The sequence below is a fragment of the uncultured Gimesia sp. genome (assembly GCF_937919775.1).
GTDB lineage: Bacteria > Planctomycetota > Planctomycetia > Planctomycetales > Planctomycetaceae > Gimesia.
The window spans coordinates 1-21,477 of record NZ_CALFPF010000734.1 but is presented as its reverse complement, the minus strand read 5'-3'; the positions used below and the strand labels follow the sequence as shown (position 1 = coordinate 21,477).

The following is a 21,477-nucleotide window of genomic DNA, read 5'->3' as shown; positions in this document are numbered from 1 at the left end:
GGACCCGCTGCAGAAGAAAACGTATGAATTCTCATCTTTGATGAGCCGATGTATATTTCAATGGTTATGTTTACAAACTTTCATTGCAATCAGGAAAAGAAAAGGTGATTTGAGTGGTTAAGCTTCGGTTACGAGAAAACGAATCAATTCAGGAGGCAGTAAAACGGTTCCGTAAGATTGTTGAACACGCTGGCATTAAAAAAGAAATGCGACGTCGTGAGTATTACGAAAAGCCGAGCGATGAAAACCGAAGAAACAGACGACGTGCCGAGCGACGCGCGCGACTCTCCCGCCTGCAGAGCAACACCCCGCAGTAATCACTGAGACATCTTTTGAGATGACACAACGCACTCACAACCGGGTGCGTTTTTTTACGCGCTGACGGGAGTGTGCACTGTGATTAACGTCACCACTGATGACTCACCAGTCACTCTCGATGATTTGATGTTGAGTGTTCGATTTTCAGTTTGTGCGGTTCGCTGCGATCCGTAAAATTTGACTATTTATGATTCATCAATTTATCGTAGGTTGCATCGAGTTCTTCGTCGCTCATGGCCTGGATGTCGGCGGGAGTCAGCGTGAAATCCAGAGTTTCGTCATGGATGCTGGCGGGCAGGTCGAGTCCCATGAGTTTATCAATCCGTTCGCGGGCGCGGAGTCGTTCGCGCGGGCCGGATTTCGGATTATTCATCATATTGTGGTAAAAATAAAGTGCTTCGGACCGGTGCTGTTTCACCGGCATGTCCATGTGCTCGATCATCTCCTGCCGGGCGCGCTTCATATACCGTTCGACCGAGCGGCGGGAGAGATAGAATTCCTGCGCGATGGCCTGTTTGATTTCGGAAGCGTGGCGACCCATGGCGAGCATTTTTTTAACCAGCCGCAGCAGGAGATCCCGCTGGTCGTCGGAAAGTGATTGTCTGGGTTGAGGGGTATCTGTTGTCATGCACGCAGTTCCTTTGTTTGAGTTCGAAATTGTGTTCGTGATCTTGTGGAATCATGCAGGAAGGCGCGAGCCTGTCAAGCGGCGTTGGTCAGGTGGAGTCCGGGTGATATCAGGTGTCAGTCGTGAGAAGTTCAGCGATCTCAAAACGAAGTCGCTGCGAACGCGATTGAATCGAGGGTGTCGATGGGGAAGAAGTGCCTGTTCTTCAGGTGGGAAAAGCGAAAAAACAGAGGGTTTTATGGTGCAGAAATCAACAGCTTCTGAGCGGTTCACTATGCAGAAAAAAATTCGCACGCGCGCGACACTTGGAGCGCAGTTTACGGAGCGGCACGACCGCGTCAAGGGGGAGATAAGTCCTGTTTTTCAGGCGATTTGCGACAGGATGTGTGCGCAGTGATTGGATTACGTTTAGCTCGACTGTGGGCCGTTCTGATTTATTTTGACCTCTTTCGGTGACAAGCTGGTACAATGAGGTCCGCCGGGAGAAATCCTCTTCCCGCAAATCAGGCAGGCAGAATCAAGCCCGTTTAAATGAATCCTGTACGGCTAATTGCTCAGTGGTGAAAGGTACGATTTCGTGAGAAACCGAATTCTTGAAATGAGTGGAAGCAGACTGACAGCAGAGCAGGCCGCTTCACTCGAGAAGCGAGTAGAGCAGGATTCGAGTGATATTGACTCACGCACGCAGCTGCTGAGTTACTACTTTCGGAAACAAATAGAGGATTCCTCTGCACGAGAAGCACATCAAAAACATATCTTGTGGTTAATACAGAACTCACCAGAATCTGAAGTTCTGGCAACCCCTTGCGGATTACTCTATGGAAAGTTGAATGCAGTGGCTTATTCTGAAGGCAAGGATGCCTGGATAAATCAACTTAAAAATAATCCTGAAAATCTGAACGTTATTGAGAACGCGGCAAAATATTTCATGCTGTCAGATCGAGAACTGGCAAACGAATTACTGCTAAAGGCACAGTCTCTTGATCAGGAAAATCCAAAATGGCCTGCTGCGCTCGGACAACTTTATTCGTTGAATATGATTAAAAAATCTGGTGACAACGAACGTACCGAAGCGAAAAAGGCGCTGGAGCAACTGGAAATCGCCTATCGCCTATCGCCTGTCGACGGGGCTGGAGCAGACAGTACTCCTTGAAGAACTTGCAAAGGCAGCTTTGGTTGCTCAAGAATTGGCGAAAACCAGGGAGTACGCCGAACTAATGCTGAGCCAGAGCAGCACTGGCTGGAATGCCGGAAATAATCTTCACCAGGGAAATATCATTCTCGGAAAAATTGCACTCGCTGCCGGTAATGTGGAAGAAGCGAAACACCGTTTGCTCGCAGCAGGCAAAACGTCCGGCTCACCCCAGCTCAATTCGTTTGGTCCCGATATGACGTTAGCGAAAGCACTGCTCCAGAAGGATGAAAAAGCGGTGGTACTCGAATACCTGGCGCTGTGCTCAAAATTCTGGACGCTGGGCAAAGACCGTCTAGATCAATGGACAGAGATTGTGAAAAACGACCAGATTCCAAGTGACTGGCGTTAAGCGCACTCAACAAGGAATCAACCGACGATTGTTCCGGATCAGTTTCCGGGATGATTGGCGGCTGGTGCTGCAGACTGTTCCTGTACTGCAGGAGCGGCATGCGGTTTATCGACGGGTTTGTAGATCATGACCATTGCAGCACCGGCGGCGGCTAAAACGAGTCCCAGGAAAAACCGCAGGTCGGGCATTGTTTTCGCGGGGTGGAAATAGGTGATCGTGGCGATGGTATTGATGATCGGAGCGCCGGCAAAGACGAGAGGTGCAACATAGATGGCGGCACCTTTTCCGCCGGTCGTCACGGCGAAAATCACACAGAGCGCACCGATGGCACCGGCGGTTCCTGCAGCGATACCCCACATGATCGGCCCAGAATCAAAGTTGGGAGTTCCTTTCGCGGTCGGATCTTTTCCCAGCACAAAAATGAAGAACGCAGGAATCAGGACTGCTACCAGAAAGTATGCAACGCCGACAAACAAAAACGCGCGTAAATTGCTATTGAGCTTTTGTGCGGCGACATGAACCAGAGGTACATAAACGCCCCAGGAGAGTGCAGCGCCGGCGACAAACATTAATACGACAGCCCATTTCGACATCAGTAAAACTCCTGAAATAGTGGAGAGAGGGTTCAGTTTTGTTGGCGAGGAATTCAAGTCTTCATGATAGTAACTTTGTGAATTGGCAGCACCCGACAGGCATGAAATTTTAAATGAATCAGAGAAAAGCGACGCTGTACAGACTCTTATTGGGACCGCAGGGTGGTCAGGATCGGAGCCCGAACGGCGTCTGCGACCGCCAGCAACGCCGCCAGCATGCCCGTCACAAAAACCGCGGCGAGAATCAACGTTCCGCTTTCCCAGGGAAGATCCGCGCCGGTTGACAGCAGATGCGGCAGCATCGCCAGCAGCGCGGAGAGGGTTCCGGAAATCAGTCCCCAGATTAAGAGGAAGGCGTTTTCCGCGAGTACGATCAACGCCACATTGCCGCCCGTCATTCCAATGGCCCGTAATAAAGCGAGTTCACTGCGTCGTTCAACAACATTGCGTAACATGACCGTTGCCAGCCCCAGCGTTCCCAGCAGTAAACCCAGGCCGCCCAGCGTTTGAAATGTCGAAAGGTATGTGTTCTGCACCGCCAGAAAATTCGCCAGTCGATTGGAAACGAGGTCTGCATCGAAGCCGTATTCGGTTAAGCCCGTTTCCAGAATGCCCGCTAACTGCGTGGCCTGTTGTGGCGGAACTTCAATCAGAAAATATTGAAAGCCGGACTGTTCTGGAAAGAGTTGCTGAAAGTGAATTTCCGAGATCAGCAGCACGCCCTGAAAAATGCTGCCGTCCAGCATGCCTTTGATTTTTAATTCGTGTTCAGGGCGTTCGTCAGAAGGAATTCCCACAGTCGCCCCGATTCCTTTATGCAGGCTATACATGAGCGTATTCATATCGCCTAAAGCGGGAATGGAACCGTCTTCCTGTGGTTGATTCAGGAGTTCCCAGGGATTAACGCCGGGGGTATCTGCGAACTTGAAACCGCCGCGTTCAATCATTTCCTGAGGCACTCCGAGGATGGTGGGAACACTCGTCTGATAAATATTCAGGCAGCTGGCATTTTCGCCCGGCTTGACGCGGAACGGAATGACTTTCATCTCTTTTAACAGTTGTTGCGTCGATGGATCATCGGGAACGTTGACCAGCGTTTTCGCACGGCCCGCCGGGGTATTCAGATCATAGATCAGCGGGGACGAGGATTCGGCAACGAGCGTAAAACCGCCGTTGCCGGAATTTTTATCGGGAGTTTCAACGGCAGGGTTGCGATGACCGGCAGCGACGGAAACCAGCACGAATGTCGCCGAGGCAATCAACGCGGTCGTTAGAACACTGCGTTGACGAAAGCGGCCTGCATTGCGGATGCCGAGTTTGATCAGCGCCGCATGGCCGGTGCCTTTGACGGGAATCGCCGATTCGATGCGCAGTCTGCTGGATAAAAAGAAAACGCTGGCAACGAGAGAGAGTGTCCCGACCAGAAAAAAGGAAACCGTCTGCCACGAAAAACCGGAGAAGGCCTCTTTTTGCGGGATGAGACCGGAGACCGTTAAGAGAACCAGAAGCAAAGCGAGGCCGAAAGAGATTTTGTAAACGTAGCCGACACGTCGGGCGTCTTTTACCGTGTCCAATTCCGGCGCGCTGACGCCGGACAGCAGGCTGCGAATCGAGAGTTGTTTGAGTTCGGACATCGACTTCCAGATAACAAAGGCGGAGCAGAGCACCGAGATCATCGTGCCTGTGATCAGGCTGGTTGCCGTTAAATCGAGAAACAGGAAGCGGGTTCCAATCGCACCGATCCACCAGGTTTTTAATCCGTATAGCATTAAAGAGGCATAGCCGACGGCCGCGGTTATGCCCAGCACGCCCCCCAGAAGAATCACGGCGAATGCTTCCTTGAAGATGACCTGTCTGACCTGCTGGGGAGTAAATCCGATCGCCGACAGGAGACCGATTGAGGAGACGCGACGGTCAATGCCCAGCTTGAACAGCAGGCGAATTAAAATAATCGCGGACAGGATGATAAAGAAACTGAAGCCGATGAACAGACCGCTGAAATCCGTCGTCCCACTGGCAGCCGCCAGACCGGCAAACTTCACGGGGAGTACCGCCAGGCCCATTTTCAGGACATCGATATTTTTGAGAATTGCCTTGCCGAACACGATTGCCGTTTCTGTTAATGACGGTTCTGGTAACGGGCTGACCCGCAGCGACGTCAGGTTTCCGAAGCGGCTGTTCCACAGAGTCTGCGCGGTGTTCAATGACACAAACGCTTTCGGCGTGGCCTTGTATTTGTCCCAGTATGCTTCATCCCGATCGGTCACGCGATCGAGATTCATGGGGAAGGGCTGTTTCCAGTCGCCGAACGTATCCGCGTCGGTGATGCCTTCCATCTCCGGCGTGAGTTTCCGGTCGGCGGCGGGAGTGCCATCGAGGGCCAGAATGCCGCGCACGGTGAATGCTTTGTCGACTTCCGGCAGTTCTCCCCGTGAGCCGACCACGTGGTATTTCATTTGTATGGTGTCGCCGACTTTTACTTTCAGGTCTTCCGCCAGCCACTGGTTGAGTACGATATCGTTTTCTTTCAGCGGCAGCGCTGGTTTTTCACCCAGAAAGGTAAACGGACCAAAGGGAGCTTTCTCCGAAAATTCGACGCCCGCGACAATCGAATACATGGAGAAACCGGGCTGCTGGTCCTGCTTTTCTGGTTGTTTTGTCGGCTGGGGGTGACTGATTTCGTTGGCGATATAAACCATCACCGGGGATGTCGATAGATTGAGAGACTTCGCGGCTGCCATGCCCGCCTGTTCGATTTGCGGATCGAGAATCATCTGCTCGCTTTCCAGCGAGAGGTATTTGAACTGTTCGTTCGGTGCCATTTTCAGGCTCAAATCTTCGAGTTTTAATACACCTTTTAAAGCGGATTCCAGTTTCTCTGCGGTCTGCACAGCAGCGTACGACGTTGCCGCCGTCTCATTGTCGGAGCTGAAAAACAGGGAGTTCACGCGGGCGGGTCTTGAGTTTGGATCGCGGCGCGACGCTTTGATTTCATCGAGATCCAATGCGGCCTGCAAGGTGCTTAACGAGACGAACAGATCCAGCGGCAGCTGCTGGTCGGGCATTAAGGCCAGGCGTCCTGCTTTGGATGATTCGTCGAGAATCGTTTGGACGGTGAGCGTGATTTCGACCGACTGTTCTTCCCGCTCGCCTAACAGAGAATCACGGGGGATGGCAGAGGGGAGTTCGATCCAGAGTGTGATTTCATCGCCGACGGCAGCCTGTAGCTGTTCCGCCACCCGTGAATTGAGGATCGCCTGATTGCCGTCAGGGGGTGGAAGGTCTCCGTGTTCCAGTAGGGACCAGAGACGCTGATCGACGCCAAAAATATTGACCTGGCCTACGCGCAGATGCTGTTTTTCCAGGTCCCGATCCAGGCTGCCTCGGAGTACGAGCGCGGGGGCGATGGTCTTGATGTCCGCAGGCAGATCGGGCGCGCTGGCGAGATCAGAGGCCAGTTGTTCGCGGAAAAAACGGTGGCCGGTTACGGCGAAGTCGATTTTTCCCAACCGGTCGAGTGTCATCTGTCGCAGGCTGGCACGAACGGAATCTCCGACAATTAAAGCACCGCCAATGACAGCGGTGGCTGCGATCACGCCGAGCAGAACTGCGAGATTCGTTCGCCAGTGATACATCAGGCTTCTGATAACAAATCGCGCTTGATTCATAAAACGAACTCTTGCGTAGATGACTAAAAGAAAATTCAGGCGGATTCCATAACCAGCAAACCGTCGCGTAATCCCTGGTGTGTGGGAAACAGGGCAGCCAGTTCGCGGCTATGCGTCACGCAGATTAAAACGGTATTTTGTTCCTGATTGATTTCGAGCAGCAGTTTACCGATCGATTCGGTATTGCTGCGGTCAAGGTTTCCCGTCGGTTCATCGGCTAATAAGAGACGGGGGTTATTAATCAGTGCGCGACAGACGGCGACTCGCTGGCGTTCTCCTCCGGAGATTTGCGCCGGTCGATGATGCATGCGGTCTTGTAAGCCGACGCGTTCGAGCAGATGCCGGGCACGGTCTTCGGCATCACTGGTCGCGCCCTGATAAACCATTGTCGGGATCAGGACATTTTCCAGAACCGAAAATTGCGGCATCAGGTGGTGGTCCTGGAAGATGAATCCGATATTCTGGTTGCGAAATTCGGCCTGCTGTTTTGCGTTCAATTCAAACGGGTTTTGACCGAATTGAATTACGTCTCCCGAAGTCGGCTGGTCGAGGACTCCCAGAATATAGAGCAGGGTGCTTTTGCCCGAACCGGAAGGACCAGTAATCGCCAATGCGTCTCCCCGGTTGAGAACGAGGTTCACGCCGGCAAGAATGGGCAGAGATTCCGCTGCGATCGAAAATTCTTTGGTTAAATTGCGGACAATTAATTGCTCGTGGGAGTCATTCATATCAGCCCTGTCAGATAAACTATTCAGCGTGGTCGATTGATGCTTCAAGTTTCTTTTGAATCCACTCCGGAATTTCAATGGACGTCATTGGATTCCCGTGCGTGAAGTGACAACAAACGGTTTTCATGCGTCCCTTCGCAAGCCTGGTCTGGTCTCTCCAGAATTCATATTCAATGGTCAGCGATTTTACGCCGATGCGTTCAACAAACAGACGAATTTCAAGCAGGTCGCCATAAAAAGCGGGAGACTCAAACGAACATTGTGCGGAAACGCGGGGCCAGCCGAGAACAGAGCCGTCTTTCTGAGTATCCACAATGGTCAGGCCCAGCGAGCGGAAATATTCGTGTTCGGCCTGTTCCATGTACTTATAAAAGTTGGCAAAGTGGACGATGCCAGCCATATCCGTTTCGTGGAATTCGACACGACGCGTTGTTTTAAAAGTACAGGACATGCGAAACTCAATCGAAGCAGGTATAGATCAGGCTGTGACGACAACCGGAGTTGATCATCACAGCCTGTCTTGATTTTTAATCAGTCGGACACGGGACTTGGCAGTATTAATCTTCAGGGAAGAAACGCAGTACAGTTTCTTTACTGGGCGGCCTGGTCACTAACGAAACCGCGATCATGGCCACTGTCGAAAGAACAACCATTGTGGCGACAGGCATCATACCCAGAAAAGTGTAATTTGGCTCTAAAGCATATTTTGATTCTTTAAACAGGTATAACCAGGAACTGATGGCAACCAGCACACCCGCATAGACGCCGGCCTTTGTGAGTTTTTTCCAGTAAACCGCCGCAAAGATAATCGGGAACAAACTGGAAAATCCACTGAAACACCAGACACCCAGAGTAAACACCCTCCGCGGTTCTAATAAACTGAAACCATAGGTGATTGCAACAATCAAAATAATAAACATGCGGGCCATAAAGACAACCTGTTTATCAGTAAAACGATCTTTTCCACAATAATGGACAACGATGTCTTCTGTAAACATTGTGCCGAGACAGAGGAACTGACTATCCAATGATGACATGATTGCCGCCAGAATACCTGCAGTTAAAAATCCTGCTAATACAGGCGACGTCATCTTTTTCACCATCGCCGCCAGAACGGCATTTGCCGGGAAGTGAGGCGGAAACAAAGGAGCACCTTCGAATGTAGCAGAGGTCGCCCAGACCCCAACCAGCACGCAAGGAACCCAGACGATCATAATAAACAGCGGATGCGCGACCACAGGCAGTTTAAATGTGCCGGCGCTGCGGGCGGTAAGCCAGTGCTGAAACAGGTGAGGAAACATGCCGACTGAGAGAGGCACGAAGAAATAAGTGAAGAAAACCAGCTTGCTCATGGGATGCGGGGCATCGGGGGCCCAGTTGCTGGCCCGGTAAACGCCGAGTGCTTTTTTAATCGTCCAGTTCTTGCCTTTGGAAGGATCGTTCGGATCCAGATCTTTTTCCGGATGACCAATCTTGCCGGCAAAAATCAACAAGGCCTTCTCATCTTCTGCATTCGCCTTACGGGGATATTCCTGCAGATCATGGTGAGACATCAAACCCATTTGCCATTTTTCCGGAAACGGATCCGGCATTTGGCGGTCATCCTGAATCAACAAGGCTTTGTTGACTTCTTCACTTGTTAATGTATACAGACTGTTTTTACTGGCATAGATGGCCTCTGCCGTCATTTCCCAGTTGGGCATCCGAGGTTTGAATTCCTGGTATGCTTCCGCTTTTTGTTCGGGAGTCAGTGTCAGGGTCTTGGCAATACGTCTGGCATAGTTGTATTTCGCAATCAAGGTCCAGGTGTTATACCGTTCGGCATATCGTTCGCGGTCTTTGGGATCGACGCCCCGCATTAACTTGGAAGGATTTTTTTCCAGAACCGCATGGCTGGCTGCTTGCACGCCTCCTAATTTCGCTGAAATCACGAAAAAAGTCACGACTCCCAGAACCATGAAAACGATGGTCTGAAACGTGTTTGCCCAGGCGGTTCCCCGCATGCCTCCAAAGAAGACATAGATCAGAACGACCAGACTGATTACCAGTGAACCGAGCCAGGGAGGGACGCCATAGTCGTAGGCAGCGAAGGAATCTGTAAATGCTCCTTCCGTAATACTGCTGATGACTACACCGGATGACATCACACCGATCAACAGATAAGGAATTACCAGACCTACCAGAATCGGAAAAAGAATAATCCCGATTCGGTCACTTTCCAGCCGGTCGCGAAAAAATTGAATCTGAGTGGTGTAACCATATTTGTGTCCCCATGACCAGAGCTTGATGCCCAGCAGGAAGAAACAGAGTGAGTGAATAATTCCGCTCGAAGAAGCCAACATCCCGTAAACGCCAACGCCTTCTTTGTATGCTTCACCACTTGAACCAACCAAGGCAAATGCGGTCATCGTGGTGCCGAAGATGGACATCAGCAACAGAAAAGGACCAATGGAGTGGCTGGCCAGCATGTAATCTTTACTGGTTCCTTTGAACATGCGGCTTGAGAACACGCCCAGAAACAACAGTAAAGCTAAATAAATTCCGATGATTACCAACTGGGTCATTATTCTGTATCTCCTGTTTCCTGCGCGGGTGACTCTTGAGCGATTTCTTCGAGGTGGTGCGGCCAGGCAAATTTTGTGGCGAGAAACCAGACAATCGCTGCACCAATGGAAATACAGGCTTGATACAGCAGAGTGATGGGCATGAATCCGAAAATAAGTCTTTCATCATCCCATAACCAGTTGTCCTGGTGAATGATGATAAGCACGACAACCAATCCATAAATGGCGTATCTCATAAGTCATCTTTTCTATGTTGACAGAGTCATTTCAGGTGGGTTTGCAAATGCCAAGCGATAGCAATGGTTTTGGAGGGAGGTGGAATTCAGAAAATCCCGCTGATTCTCACTGGTCAACCATTGTGACAAAAACTCGAATGAGTCACAAGTAACGGTCAGAATTGTGTGCATAAACCTGTTGATCGGCTTGCAAACGACTTCAGGGCATCAATTTCCGTTTACACACTTACAGTTCTGTGGATCGGGGGCTTTTCATTTTTCCAGGCAAAATCCAGGCTTGCAAATGGTGCATCCTCTCCTCAGAATGGTGGCTTGCATAAGATTATCGATCTGTTTTGATTAAGGCTTATAGAGAGGATAGGGTATTGATGATTCGTCTCGCACTCGCAGGATTATTCTGTGTCAGCAGTTTGGTGTCATCGGAAGTGTTTGCTCAGGCTGAAAAGGGGAGCAAGGATTTTGCGATTCTGGATATCAAACAGGTAGACGAGGACTTCACCTTCCAGGGCGAGTACTACGGCTTGATCGGAACAGATTGCTCCTGGTGCGGACAATCTGCGCTGGGTCTGCAGGTTGTTGCCCGTGGAGACGGAAATTTTATCGCATCTCTTTATGAAGGTGGACTTCCCGGAAACGGCTGGGATCGTTCCCCGAGACAGGAATTAGCGGGAACGCGCGAAGGGGATGTGCTCACATTGAAGGGGGACGAATTCCTGATTCAGGTGAAGAAAGGGGGCATCGTTGAGGTGCGCGATCTGTCGGGGCATCTGCTGGGCCAGATTTCTAAATATCAGCGTACCAGTATTACGCTTGGTGCGAAACCACCGGCAGGAGCCACAGTGCTGTTTGATGGTTCGTCAGTGGATCATTTCAAAGATGGTGAAATTACTGACGAAGGCCTGCTGAATGTCGGGACGGAATTCAACAAAAACTATCGCAGTTTTCGCCTGCATGTTGAATTTCGTCTGCCTTATATGCCTTATGCAACGGGGCAGGCCCGCAGTAACAGCGGAGTTTATCTGCAGAGTCGCTATGAAGTACAGGTCCTTGATTCATTCGGCCTGGAAGGCGTAGAGAATGAGTGCGGCGGGCTGTATAAGCAGAAACGGGCCGATGTGAATATGTGTTTTCCTCCCCTCTCGTGGCAGACTTATGATATTGCGTTTGTCGCTCCCAAATTTGATGACGAGGGCAAAAAAATCAAAAATGCGTTCATCACCGTGCTGCAGAACGGGGTGCCCGTGCATCAGGATTATTCCATCATTGCCAAAACGGGGGGCGGAAAGCAGGAAGGTCCTGAATTGTTTCCGATCAAACTGCAGGATCACTCGAATCCGGTTCGATTTCGAAATATCTGGATTGTGGACTTAAGCGACCAGCCTGATCCGGTGTATTGTTCGCCTTGCCAGCCTCAGCTTTGCGACCGCTGTGCGAATTAGCATTTCCCCAGACTGACAGTTCCCTCCGAGCCGGTTCGAGAGGGGGATATTCCCGTTCGCGTCTTGCCTTGCATTTTAAAGCAGGTACAATAGTGATGAAGCGTCTTAAGGTGCTGATGCTACTAGGCATGCGCCTCTAAGTTCCTGTTTGATTCATTATAATGACCGTACTTTTCCGGCTTGCGACCAACCGGAGAACGATAACGCACGGAAAGTCTGCTGATCCAATGGATTATACACTGATTGCAGTTCTCGCGTTAGCAGTCGCATTGATGCTGTTAGTGGCAGAGATTTTTGTTCCTTCGGGTGGAGTGATTGCCATTCTGGCAATCGCGAGTCTGGGAGCATCTGTGTGGGCTGCGTGGCTCGCCTGGTGGGGCACAAGCCCTGCTCTCTGGTGGACTTATATCGCCAGTGTCCTGATTCTGATTCCGACAACGCTGGGGTTTGCCGTCAAATTCTTTCCCAATACGTCCTGGGGAAAAAAAATCATTCATGAGGTTCCGACGCTGGAAGAGGTTACCGGCTTTCAAAAGGAAACTGAACATCTGCGTTCACTGATTGGCAAGATTGGAAAAACCCAAACTCTTTTAAACCCCAGCGGCTTTGTGCTCGTTAATGATGAAAGGCATCACTGTGAAAGTCAGGGAATGATTATTGAATCTCAGGTAGATGTGGAGATTATCGCTGTGGAAGGAACCAGGCTGGTAGTGAAAATGTTAAAACAGCCTTCCGCCGGGGAGTCGAAATCAGGACCGAAAAAATCGCAATTCAGTGACTCTGTTGCAGATGATTCACTCGATTTCGAAATTCCGGATGCCTGAATCTTCGGGTAGTCTCTGGATGGTTTTCAGAAATTACTTTACAATGACAGCGTCAGCGTTGAGCGACGGATTTTTAAACCCGATTCAGCAGACTGAGAAACCGATGGATTTACATTTTCTTAGGATAGGAACGCAGGTATGAACGCCTTGAGTCTTTTGGCTGCCGGAGATAGTTCGACAATCACCTGGATTGTCGGGATCGTTGTGTTTCTCGGCGTGTTGGTCTTTTTCGCCGTGTTTGCACGCTACGCCGGATTATGGGTTCAGTGCAAAATGACGAAAGCCGGGATTTCATTTCCGAATCTGGTCATGATGAGCATTCGAAAAGTGAATCCGACGATTATCGTCCGCAGTAAAATTATGGCGATTCAGTCGGGGATCACACGCCACTACGATATTACGACGCGGGATCTGGAAGCCCACTATCTGGCTGGCGGAAATGTGCCGAATGTGATTCGCGCTTTGATTGCCTCCCAGCGGGCAAATATTGAACTCGACTGGCAGGCCGCTCAGGCAATCGACCTGGCGGGACGTGATATTCTGGATGCGGTTCGCACGAGTGTTTATCCTAAAGTGATCGACTGTCCTGATCCGCGTAAAACCAACAGTACATTGGACGCTGTTGCCGGCGACGGAATTCAGTTGAATGTGCGTGCCAGAGTCACCGTGCGGACTAATCTGAAACAGTTAGTCGGTGGTGCAACGGAAGAAACAGTGATCGCGCGAGTGGGGCAGGGAATTGTACAAGCCATCGGTTCGACCGATTCCTATAAGAAGGTACTTGAAAATCCGGATAAAATTTCACAGATCGTCCTGAATGAAGGCCTGGAGAAACAAACGGCCTATACGATCGTTTCGATTGATATCGCCGACATTGATGTTGGTGAGAATATTGGCGCGCGTTTGCAGGCAGACCATGCAGAAGCAGAAATGCGGGTTGCTCAGGCCAAAGCAGAGCAACGCCGTGCCGACCAAAAGGCCCGTGAACAGGAAATGGTGGCGTTGACCCAGGAAAACCGGGCGAAGGTTGTGCTGGCGGAAGCGAAAGTGCCCGAGGCGATTGCCAATGCCTTTCGCACAAAGAAAATTGGGTTGCTGGATTATTACGAACTGAAAAACATTCAAGCGGATACCAAGATGCGGGATTCCATCGCAACTCCCGAAAGAGAATCGACGTCTGCGACATAAAGATCGAACAGAGGCAGCTTGTTGCAGCAGACAGATCGTAAACTGAGCATATTAAACGGGGTTAATTTATGAATGTTCCTCTATTCGCAGCCGATATTATCGGGATTATCTTCGGGATCATCTTCGTGATTATCAGTGTTGTGAGTGCGCTCAGCAATATGGCCAAGGAAAAAAACAAGCCACAGCCTGGCAAGCTGAAACAGAAGGCGGCACTCCAGCAGGAACTGGAAAAATTTCTGCAGGAGGCGATTAATCCTCAGCAGAAAGAAAAACCGGCTGAAGTCAATTTTTTTGAAGAAGAGGATGCCAAAGTCGAAAATTCCGTCCAGCAGCCTCCTCAGCGGCTCAGTAGTCAGCAGGAAATGAAACAGCCTCAGAAAGAGCCGCCTCAGAAAGTGCAGTCTCAGCAACCCCGGTCTCAACGAGCTCAGCAGCCCAAGCCGAAAAGAAAGCCGGTGGCGAAACCAGCTCAGACAAAGGCGCCTAAACAACATATAAGCTATAGTGAGCGTGCAGAGATCAATGCGCAAGAACGTCAGGAACGATTGGGTGGGGCGCTGCGCGAGCACATAGAAAAGCAGCAGAAAACTCACAGGCAGTCAAAGATTCATGACCACCTTGGTACTAGTGTCAACAAGCATGTCACTTCAACTTTTAGTTCCCGCGAGGACAAATCTAAAGACCGTGCTTCAAGTTTGGAGGGAGTAAAAGTCATCCGGGCGTTGATCAAAAATCCTCAATCATTACGTCAGGCAATTATTTTGAATGAAATTCTTTCCCCTCCCAAAATACGCCGTCGTTCCTGAGTATGAACTGTCGCAGCACATCGCTTTGATCCTGTTCGAACCGCTTGAATGCTGAGAAAAAGCGAATGAGTAAAGCAGATTCCCCCATTGATGTATTGTTGTTTGCCGGTTCTTTTGAACTCAGAGGTACCTCGGCTTACACATTACGATTGGCGCAATACGCAGCCGAATATGGAATTCACACACGCGTGATCTGCCCCGACGCGTCAAGAGTTGATCCCAGTATGAGACTAAAGCTGGACATCTCAGAATATCGGAACCTGAAAGTACCGTTGCTGGGACAGCTTATGTTGCGGCTGGTAAAACAGGAACTGTCTAAGAAACTGCCGGATTTAATTCATATCCAGTCCCGGCATGTACTTCCCCAGGGACAGTGGCTCGCCCGAAAAATTAAACGTCCGTTTCTGCTGACGGTCAATGACTATCTGCAGAGCGACGAACGACTCCGCATCGATATGAACTGGTGCAAAGGGATCATCACAGTCAGCGAATCTGTCAAAAAAGATTTGATTGCTCGAACGGGATTGTCAGAGGAGTTTGTACTGGTCATACCCAGTGGCGTTAATGTTCCCGAGGATGCGAATCTTGCTCCGGTGTTGTCCCGGGACCGTCAGCCCGTTGTGGGAACAGCGGGCCCATTGGAAGCAATCAAAGGGTTGCCTTATTTTCTGGGAGCTGCCAGCCGTGTGTTAGCAGTGAATCCGAAAGTTCAATTTTTAATATCTGGTGCAGGTCCCGAAGAAAGCAACTTACGCTATTTGTCACGTGATCTGGAAATTTCGGAAAATGTGACTTTTGTTCCGAATCTCTATGACTTCTCGATTTCTCTCGAAGCAATGGATATCTTCTGTCTGGCTTCGCTTCGGCAGGGGCTGGGCACGATCATGCTGGAAGCAATGGCCTTGGCGAAGCCGGTGATCGCGACTGGCGTCGGCGGAATCTATTCCGTCATTCGTGATGGGGAAACCGGACTGGTAATTCCTCCTTCGAATAGTGAAGCCTTAGCCAGCAGCATTCTCAAGCTGTTGGAAGATCCACTGAAAGCGCGGGCGATGGGTGAAGCGGCTCGGGAATTAGTCCGACGCGAGTTTCGTGTCGAAACGATGATTGAGAAAACTGTAGAACAATATAAACTGGCGCTGAAAGTTATGTCTGAACCCGCCATTAATTGATCAAGTCTGTATTTGCTGATACGAGACCTGGCGGTTCCCTCAAGTTGAAAGAAATGATGCGAGCAGAAATTATCGCCATTGGTAGCGAACTGACGAATGGAGAAAAGCTGGATACGAACAGCCAATGGTTAAGTACGGAATTAGCTTCTGTTGGAATTTCCACTTACTTTCACACGACCATTGCTGATCACCTTAACGAGCTTGTTGATCAATTGCGTCTATCCACGCAGCGATCTGATCTGGTGTTGATCACGGGAGGCCTGGGGCCGACGTTAGATGATCTGACGCGTCAGGCGATGGCGGAATTGACCGGAGCAGAGCTGGTTCTGGATGAGAATTCGTTGCAAATCATTGAAAGCATGTTCCAGAAACGCTATCGGGAGATGCCTGCAAGTAACCGGATTCAGGCCATGTTTCCCCAGGGATCTGAGTCGATTCAAAACCTGCATGGCACGGCGCCCGGAATCTGGATGGAAGTACCGCGCGCTGATTCGAAAGCGGCTTGCTGTATTGCAGCGATGCCCGGTGTACCCTCGGAAATGAAGCCGATGTTTTATCAGTCAATTCTTCCCCGGCTCTCCAAGGGCACGAACGTGATTCGCTTTGCACGCATCAACTGTTTTGGTGTGGGGGAATCGAAAACGGAGGAACTTCTGGGGGACATCACGAGCCGCGGACGTGATCCGGAAGTGGGCATCACGGCGCATGAGGCGACGATTACCTTGCGTATTAAAGCCATTGGTGAGTCTGTTGAAGATTGTGATCAGAAAATTTCAGAGACCTATGCCCTGGTTCATGAACGGATCGGCGATTACATTTATGGCTATGAGGATGAAGAACTGGAACACGTTGTAGGCGCACTGCTCAATGAAAGACATCAGACTCTGGCGACCTGTGAATGTGGGACCGGAGGTTTACTGTCTTACCGTTTGACGGATGTGGCAGGTTCAACGGGCTGGTATGCCGGAGGCATCATTTCTACGCTGCAAGGAGTTTCGGCTCAGCAGGAAAAGTCAGCCGGCGATACGTGTGCTTTGAATGCCGCTGCTGCGATTTCACTGGCAAAATCAACCCGGGAAAAACATGCGAGTGATTTTGCGCTGTCGATTGTTCTAGACGTGAATCAGTCCTGGCAGGATCGGGAAAACATACCGCAGGCGTTTGTGGCGCTGGCAGGTGAAGGAATCGAACTGGTTGAAGAAATTGGATTAACAGTCAATCAGGCGATTGCGAAAAGCCGCGTTACGAAAGCAGCGCTCAATTTACTGAGACGGCATCTGATTTCATCTGAATAAAGAGTTGTGAAATTTCAAAGCCTTCATGCTGCACGCAACTCTCTGGCTTGTTGAGACCAGTTGATCCAGTCGGTAATTTCTCTCAAATCGGGCTGATTACCATTTCGGATGATGCGTTGTCCTTCATTGGTTTTTACAAAAGCCTTCACTTTTTCAAATAATTCGTTCGGCGAAGTACTGGCAATTGCGTCCGGCTCAGAAAAACCGCAGGCCACCAGAATCTGTGCGTCATGACCTCGCAGACCGGGGATGCAACAAGCCAGTTTAGTTTGCAGTTTCCACTGACGAATGGTTTGTTCGTTGATGTGATGTACTCTCAATTTGCCGGAGACGAATGCCGGATTACATTCCAGAAAATCATTGATGGTAAAAATACCGATGTTTTCCAGCCGGTGAGCAGTTTTTAACCCAATGGAAGGAGCTGCTTCTACGGGCATAGACCGATTCAGATAGAAAGGGGGGATCGTCGGGTTGAAATTATCTGGGGAATGGTGCGGATCGTCTCTACGGTATTCCCGCTTTTCCAGGGCAGACTCCGATTGACTCATTTCAGACTGTTGAGCAGAGTCGCCTCGATCAGAGTGGTGAATTCGGGCCTGCTGCGCCCAGTGGATCCATTGCTGAACCCGATGTTTCGTAATCACGGGATCAGCATGGTCTCCTGTTAATTGCTGGCTGGATTCGACAAGTGACCAGAGTTCTTCCAATGGCATTGTGGCGACTTCATTTGTTTCCGTAATGCCGCATGAAACTAACAGAGCTGCCTGCGCTGCTGTGATTCCTCGAATGCACGAAGCCAGTCGCGCCTGACTTTGCCATTCAAAGATTGAACCGGCCGAAAGGTGATCCTGTTGCAGTTCCCAGGCGATCTGATCTGCATCGCGTTCAAGTAAATCATCGATCGTGTGAATACCAGCCTGATTTAAGGCCTGGATCTGTGAGTCGTTGAGAGTATTCAGACTTTGAATGGGAGAGGGCCATTCCAGGCTGTAATCAGGCACAGAGGACGCAGGTTCCTCTGAAACCGTGGTTGAGGGATCGGTAACGATTTCTGCATCGGATGTTGGTTTCAGATTGTGAGTTTGCTGAGGTGAAAAATCGGAAGGAATTGCTTGGGGCGAATTCGTGTCCGGTAACCAGACGGGCGGACCTCCCTGTTCTTCAAACAGACGGGTCAGATGCAGGTGGCAGGTGAAGAACAGAATCTGCTGCCCTTTCTCTGCGACGGCACGCAAGGTCTGAATGGCGGCGATAGTTCGGTCCTGGTCGAAGTTGACCAGCACGTCATCGAGGATCATGGGGAGTTCGACGCCGTGATTGCGAAAACGCTCGACCATTGCCAGGCGGATTGCCAGAAATAGTTGCTCTCGCGTTCCACTGCTGAGTTCACTGACGGTGAGTGTGTGTCCCTGCTGGTCATCGATTTTAGGAAACTGTTCGCCCAGCGGGGTCCAGATATTTCGATATTTCCCATTGGTTAACTGGCGGAGATAATCCGATGCAATCGCCAGCGTTTCCGGCTGACAGGTGCGCTCATATTCTGATCGTAACTGGTTCAGGCCGACAGCAGAAAGTTCATCTGCGAACCACATTGTGCCTGCCTGCCTGATTTGTTCAAGTATCTGCTCGCGTTCGAAGCGTAAATGAGCCGCACTGCGGTCGGTTCTGGCATTTTGATAATCCTGTTTTAACCGACCCATGTTTTCTGCGGTGGTTACCAGATCGCCTTCAATGTCTTCCAGCTCCAGGTTCAACATTCCCAGATGTTCGGTGTTTTCGTCCGGATTGAAATTCAGCAGATCCTCTTCAACGATGGCGATCTCCTGTTCGGATCGGCTGATTTTTTCCAGCTCGGTCTGCGCGTCGTGCAGCAGGTCCTCGATTCGAATCTGTTCTTCAAGAGAAGCTGCCCGTTGGATGAATTCTTCGCGGTTTGCTGCACCCCCCTCAATCAACAGGCTTGAAAGATTGTGCTTCAGTTCCTGGGTCTTTAATTGCAGGGCGTCTGACTCCAGTCGCAGTTTCTTCTCTTCTTTCCGCAGACGCGTACGTTCTCGTTGACGTACAGAGAGTGAGTCGAGTTCGCGTTCCCATTCGGCAATGACATCGAATGGTTTCTCGAAATTATGCTGACTGCGATCCATGCGCAGCCCCAGGTCACGTACGCGGCTGTAAAACATGTTGACGATTTCGCCGAGCGGTTTGATGCGGCGTTTTTCCTGCTCAAGTTGATTCGCATACAAATTCGCATTGGAAACCTGATGCCACATCTGAAATGCTTCATCGGTTTTGAGTGTTTCCGTTAATCCCAGCTGTTTCAGGCATTCACACCATTCATGTCTTTTGCCGCTAAACAGTCTCTGGATTTCCTGGGAACGGTTTCTCAGTTTCACAAGAAGCTGCCGGGTTTTCTGTGCCCGTTCCTGTGCGGCTTTCAACTGTTCCAGTTCACCAATTTTCAGAGCCAGTTCATGCAGCAGGTCGGTGCGCAAGATATTTTCATCGTTGTAATTCAATGCGGGAATCGGGTCTCGATGTTTGTGACTGCTCAGCGAGTGTCCCTCGGTAACGATCTTTAAAGAGAAGTATTCGTCTTCCAGCAGTCGTTCAATTTCCTGTCGTGTTTCTCTCAGATGAACGTCTAATGCCCAGCTTTCATCCTGTAATTCTTCGGCCTGGTCATCGACGTCAGTTTCATAGTGTTTTTTAAGCGCCCAGGCGGTTCCCCCCAGAAACATTCCTGCGAGACTGAAAATCAAACCGATGAGAATGGCGTCTGAAACACCACGCCAAAAGCCGGCAATCATCAGCAGCATGCCCGCCAGAGCAAAACTAAACAACATTTTTTTAGCCCAACCGGGAATGCGTGCGTGGCTTTGCAGGCGAGCCAATTGTTCTTTGACGGCTTGCTGACGAATTAAAACTTCTGACTCCCGAACCCGCAACTGGCTGAGCCGTTCCAGATGTTTCATTCGCTGACGGGCTCTTTGCAGTTCTTCGTCGATCGAGTGTTTTTCGAGCAGACGGCTTGATTGTTCCTGGAGTTGAGCCAGTGTCTGCTGGTATTTTCGGGACACTTTTTTATATCGCTGGTGCGCGTTTTTGCGTTTTCCGAAAGCAAGTCGATAGGCGCGGGCTGCGTTGATCAGACGTTGATTGTTGTCGGGAGTGGTTTTGATCTGACTGAACTGTTTGAGCGTCTGATGCTGTTCGAGGTGTTGACTTAATGCCTGTTCTGCAGCTTTAACCCGGGATTCTCCTTGTTGATTCTGCTGTTCCAGATCGACAATCCAGGATTTCTGGTCAGCCAGACTTAATATGTTTGGTGCAAAGTTGAGCAGATCATTATCGGATTCATATTGCTCGATCTCTTTACGTAATCTTTTGATCTCTGCTTTCACCTGAAGCAGTTTTCCTTCGACCTGATTTAGTTCCTGTTCATAGTCATTCAGTAAGGCAATGCCCTCTTCCGGAAAACTATGAATCGTGGGAAGCTGTTTTAATTTCTGTCGTAAAGTTTGTACTTCCTGCCAGGGTCTCCAGGCCCGATCCAGAAAACGGTGCCCCCGGATCTGATACTGCAAGCCTGCTTTGCGTTTTTTGAGACTGTCCGATTCGGCCCGTAAATTCTGCAATTCGCTGGATAAATTGAAAAAACGCTGTGCCTGCTGTTCCAGACCGGCAAGTTCCAAATTCACGCGATCAAGCTGCTGATATAGCTCGGCCAGTTTCCCCGTCTTGCAGTCACGACTCAACAGTTTTTGCCGTGATTGGTTTAAACGACCGGATGCATCGAGGATCGCCTGACCTTCCGGTCCCAGAGAGAGTCCATAAATATGCTGGGCAACCTGGTCACCATGCAGCGTTCCCAGTTCCTGTAATTCATTTAAGCCGATGGCGAATACATTTTCGTAAACACTTTCATTCACACCGGCATGCAGTGATGTGAGCAGGTCCTGGCTCGAAATTCCCCGCGATTCTCCCTGGAATGAAAAATTCCCTCTGCCTTGAGCACTGGTTTGTCGACGGATTTCGTAGTGTTGACCTTTGTGTTGAATATCCAGTAGGGCTGACCAGGGGGTCAAATCTGAGACGCGGGAATGTTCTCGAATTTCCTCTGGTTGAAAACCATAGAGCAGACCGCGAATCATGCGCATCAAAGTGGATTTGCCGGTTTCGTTAGGGCCGTAAAACACATTGATCCCGGCGTTCAGGGGAGCAAGGTTCAGGTCATTCCAGTTTCCAAATTGGTCGACGTGGATTCTGGTTATTTTCATGAGTGGACTTCCTCATCTGACGTAATATTGAGCCAGGTCTGTCCATTGTGGATGGCTGAATTGAAGACGGTTTGCTCATCCATCTGTTCTGCCAACAAACCGAGACGCTGGTGCCAGACCTGATCAAGCTGAGCAGTGTGTGTGAGTAAATGTTTGAGTGGTGATTCTGTTTCTGTCTTAAAAGCAGCAAGTTGTTG

Annotated in this window: 18 protein-coding genes; 9 read left to right on the top strand and 9 right to left on the bottom strand. The window is 50.1% G+C overall.

The window, feature by feature from the left end:
- Positions 1 to 113: 113 nt before the first annotated feature.
- Positions 114 to 317: a 30S ribosomal protein S21 gene (rpsU, locus tag Q0294_RS20750; RefSeq protein WP_299469269.1), complete on the top strand. Its 204-nt coding sequence runs from the start codon at positions 114 to 116 to the stop codon at positions 315 to 317.
- A gap of 182 nt (positions 318 to 499) precedes the next feature.
- Here the strand turns inward: rpsU and Q0294_RS20745 are convergent, their stop codons facing one another.
- Entirely contained in the window at positions 500 to 946 is a 447-nt protein-coding gene (locus tag Q0294_RS20745; protein WP_299469267.1) for a hypothetical protein, read from the bottom strand.
- A gap of 835 nt (positions 947 to 1,781) precedes the next feature.
- Here Q0294_RS20745 and Q0294_RS20740 point away from each other — a divergent pair.
- Both Q0294_RS20740 and Q0294_RS20735 read left to right on the top strand, forming a co-directional pair.
- Positions 1,782 to 2,099: a hypothetical protein gene (locus Q0294_RS20740; protein WP_299469265.1), complete on the top strand. Its 318-nt coding sequence runs from the start codon at positions 1,782 to 1,784 to the stop codon at positions 2,097 to 2,099.
- A gap of 64 nt (positions 2,100 to 2,163) precedes the next feature.
- Positions 2,164 to 2,490 carry a hypothetical protein gene (locus tag Q0294_RS20735; protein ID WP_299469263.1) on the top strand — a complete coding sequence of 109 codons (327 nt, stop codon included), beginning with the start codon at positions 2,164 to 2,166 and terminating at the stop codon, positions 2,488 to 2,490.
- A 38-nt stretch (positions 2,491 to 2,528) separates the two neighbouring features.
- On the opposite strand, the gene Q0294_RS20730 is transcribed toward Q0294_RS20735, so the two are convergent.
- The 6 genes from Q0294_RS20730 to Q0294_RS20705 form a co-directional block, all read right to left on the bottom strand.
- Positions 2,529 to 3,083, bottom strand: coding sequence for a hypothetical protein (locus tag Q0294_RS20730; RefSeq protein ID WP_299469261.1), 555 nt, complete (start codon positions 3,081 to 3,083; stop codon positions 2,529 to 2,531).
- A 146-nt stretch (positions 3,084 to 3,229) separates the two neighbouring features.
- Complete coding sequence (locus tag Q0294_RS20725; RefSeq protein ID WP_299469259.1) at positions 3,230 to 6,718, bottom strand: FtsX-like permease family protein; 3,489 nt, start codon at positions 6,716 to 6,718, stop codon at positions 3,230 to 3,232.
- A 68-nt stretch (positions 6,719 to 6,786) separates the two neighbouring features.
- Complete coding sequence (locus Q0294_RS20720) at positions 6,787 to 7,479, bottom strand: ABC transporter ATP-binding protein (protein WP_299469257.1); 693 nt, start codon at positions 7,477 to 7,479, stop codon at positions 6,787 to 6,789.
- A 19-nt stretch (positions 7,480 to 7,498) separates the two neighbouring features.
- Positions 7,499 to 7,930: a thioesterase family protein gene (locus tag Q0294_RS20715; RefSeq protein ID WP_299469255.1), complete on the bottom strand. Its 432-nt coding sequence runs from the start codon at positions 7,928 to 7,930 to the stop codon at positions 7,499 to 7,501.
- Positions 7,931 to 8,036: 106 nt separating this feature from the next.
- The gene (locus Q0294_RS20710) at positions 8,037 to 10,043 is read right to left on the bottom strand and encodes a sodium:solute symporter family protein (RefSeq protein ID WP_299469253.1); all 2,007 of its coding nucleotides are present in this window, start codon (positions 10,041 to 10,043) and stop codon (positions 8,037 to 8,039) included.
- Positions 10,043 to 10,279: a DUF3311 domain-containing protein gene (locus Q0294_RS20705; protein WP_299469251.1), complete on the bottom strand. Its 237-nt coding sequence runs from the start codon at positions 10,277 to 10,279 to the stop codon at positions 10,043 to 10,045. Before Q0294_RS20705 ends, Q0294_RS20710 begins: the two co-directional genes overlap by 1 nt.
- Positions 10,280 to 10,647: 368 nt before the next feature.
- On the opposite strand from Q0294_RS20705, the gene Q0294_RS20700 reads away from it, so the two are divergent.
- The 6 genes from Q0294_RS20700 to Q0294_RS20675 all read left to right on the top strand — a co-directional run bounded on the left by Q0294_RS20700 (position 10,648) and on the right by Q0294_RS20675 (position 17,003).
- Positions 10,648 to 11,718, top strand: a complete 1,071-nt coding sequence (locus tag Q0294_RS20700; protein WP_299469249.1) for a DUF1080 domain-containing protein — start codon at positions 10,648 to 10,650, stop codon at positions 11,716 to 11,718.
- A 227-nt stretch (positions 11,719 to 11,945) separates the two neighbouring features.
- A complete protein-coding gene (locus Q0294_RS20695; protein WP_299469247.1) occupies positions 11,946 to 12,542 on the top strand; it encodes an NfeD family protein in 597 nt (198 codons plus the stop codon).
- A 138-nt stretch (positions 12,543 to 12,680) separates the two neighbouring features.
- Complete coding sequence (floA, locus tag Q0294_RS20690) at positions 12,681 to 13,730, top strand: flotillin-like protein FloA (protein WP_299469245.1); 1,050 nt, start codon at positions 12,681 to 12,683, stop codon at positions 13,728 to 13,730.
- 68 nt (positions 13,731 to 13,798) lie between these two features.
- Complete coding sequence (locus Q0294_RS20685) at positions 13,799 to 14,536, top strand: hypothetical protein (RefSeq protein WP_299469243.1); 738 nt, start codon at positions 13,799 to 13,801, stop codon at positions 14,534 to 14,536.
- 65 nt (positions 14,537 to 14,601) lie between these two features.
- A complete protein-coding gene (locus Q0294_RS20680) occupies positions 14,602 to 15,708 on the top strand; it encodes a glycosyltransferase family 4 protein (protein ID WP_299469241.1) in 1,107 nt (368 codons plus the stop codon).
- A 53-nt stretch (positions 15,709 to 15,761) separates the two neighbouring features.
- Entirely contained in the window at positions 15,762 to 17,003 is a 1,242-nt protein-coding gene (locus tag Q0294_RS20675) for a CinA family nicotinamide mononucleotide deamidase-related protein (protein WP_299469239.1), read from the top strand.
- A 23-nt stretch (positions 17,004 to 17,026) separates the two neighbouring features.
- Here Q0294_RS20675 and Q0294_RS20670 read toward each other — a convergent pair whose 3' ends face one another.
- The gene (locus tag Q0294_RS20670; protein WP_299469237.1) at positions 17,027 to 21,280 is read right to left on the bottom strand and encodes a DUF4332 domain-containing protein; all 4,254 of its coding nucleotides are present in this window, start codon (positions 21,278 to 21,280) and stop codon (positions 17,027 to 17,029) included.
- On the bottom strand, positions 21,277 to 21,477 hold a 201-nt coding region (locus tag Q0294_RS20665; protein WP_299469235.1), incomplete at its 5' end, for a hypothetical protein. The genes Q0294_RS20670 and Q0294_RS20665, both read right to left, overlap by 4 nt.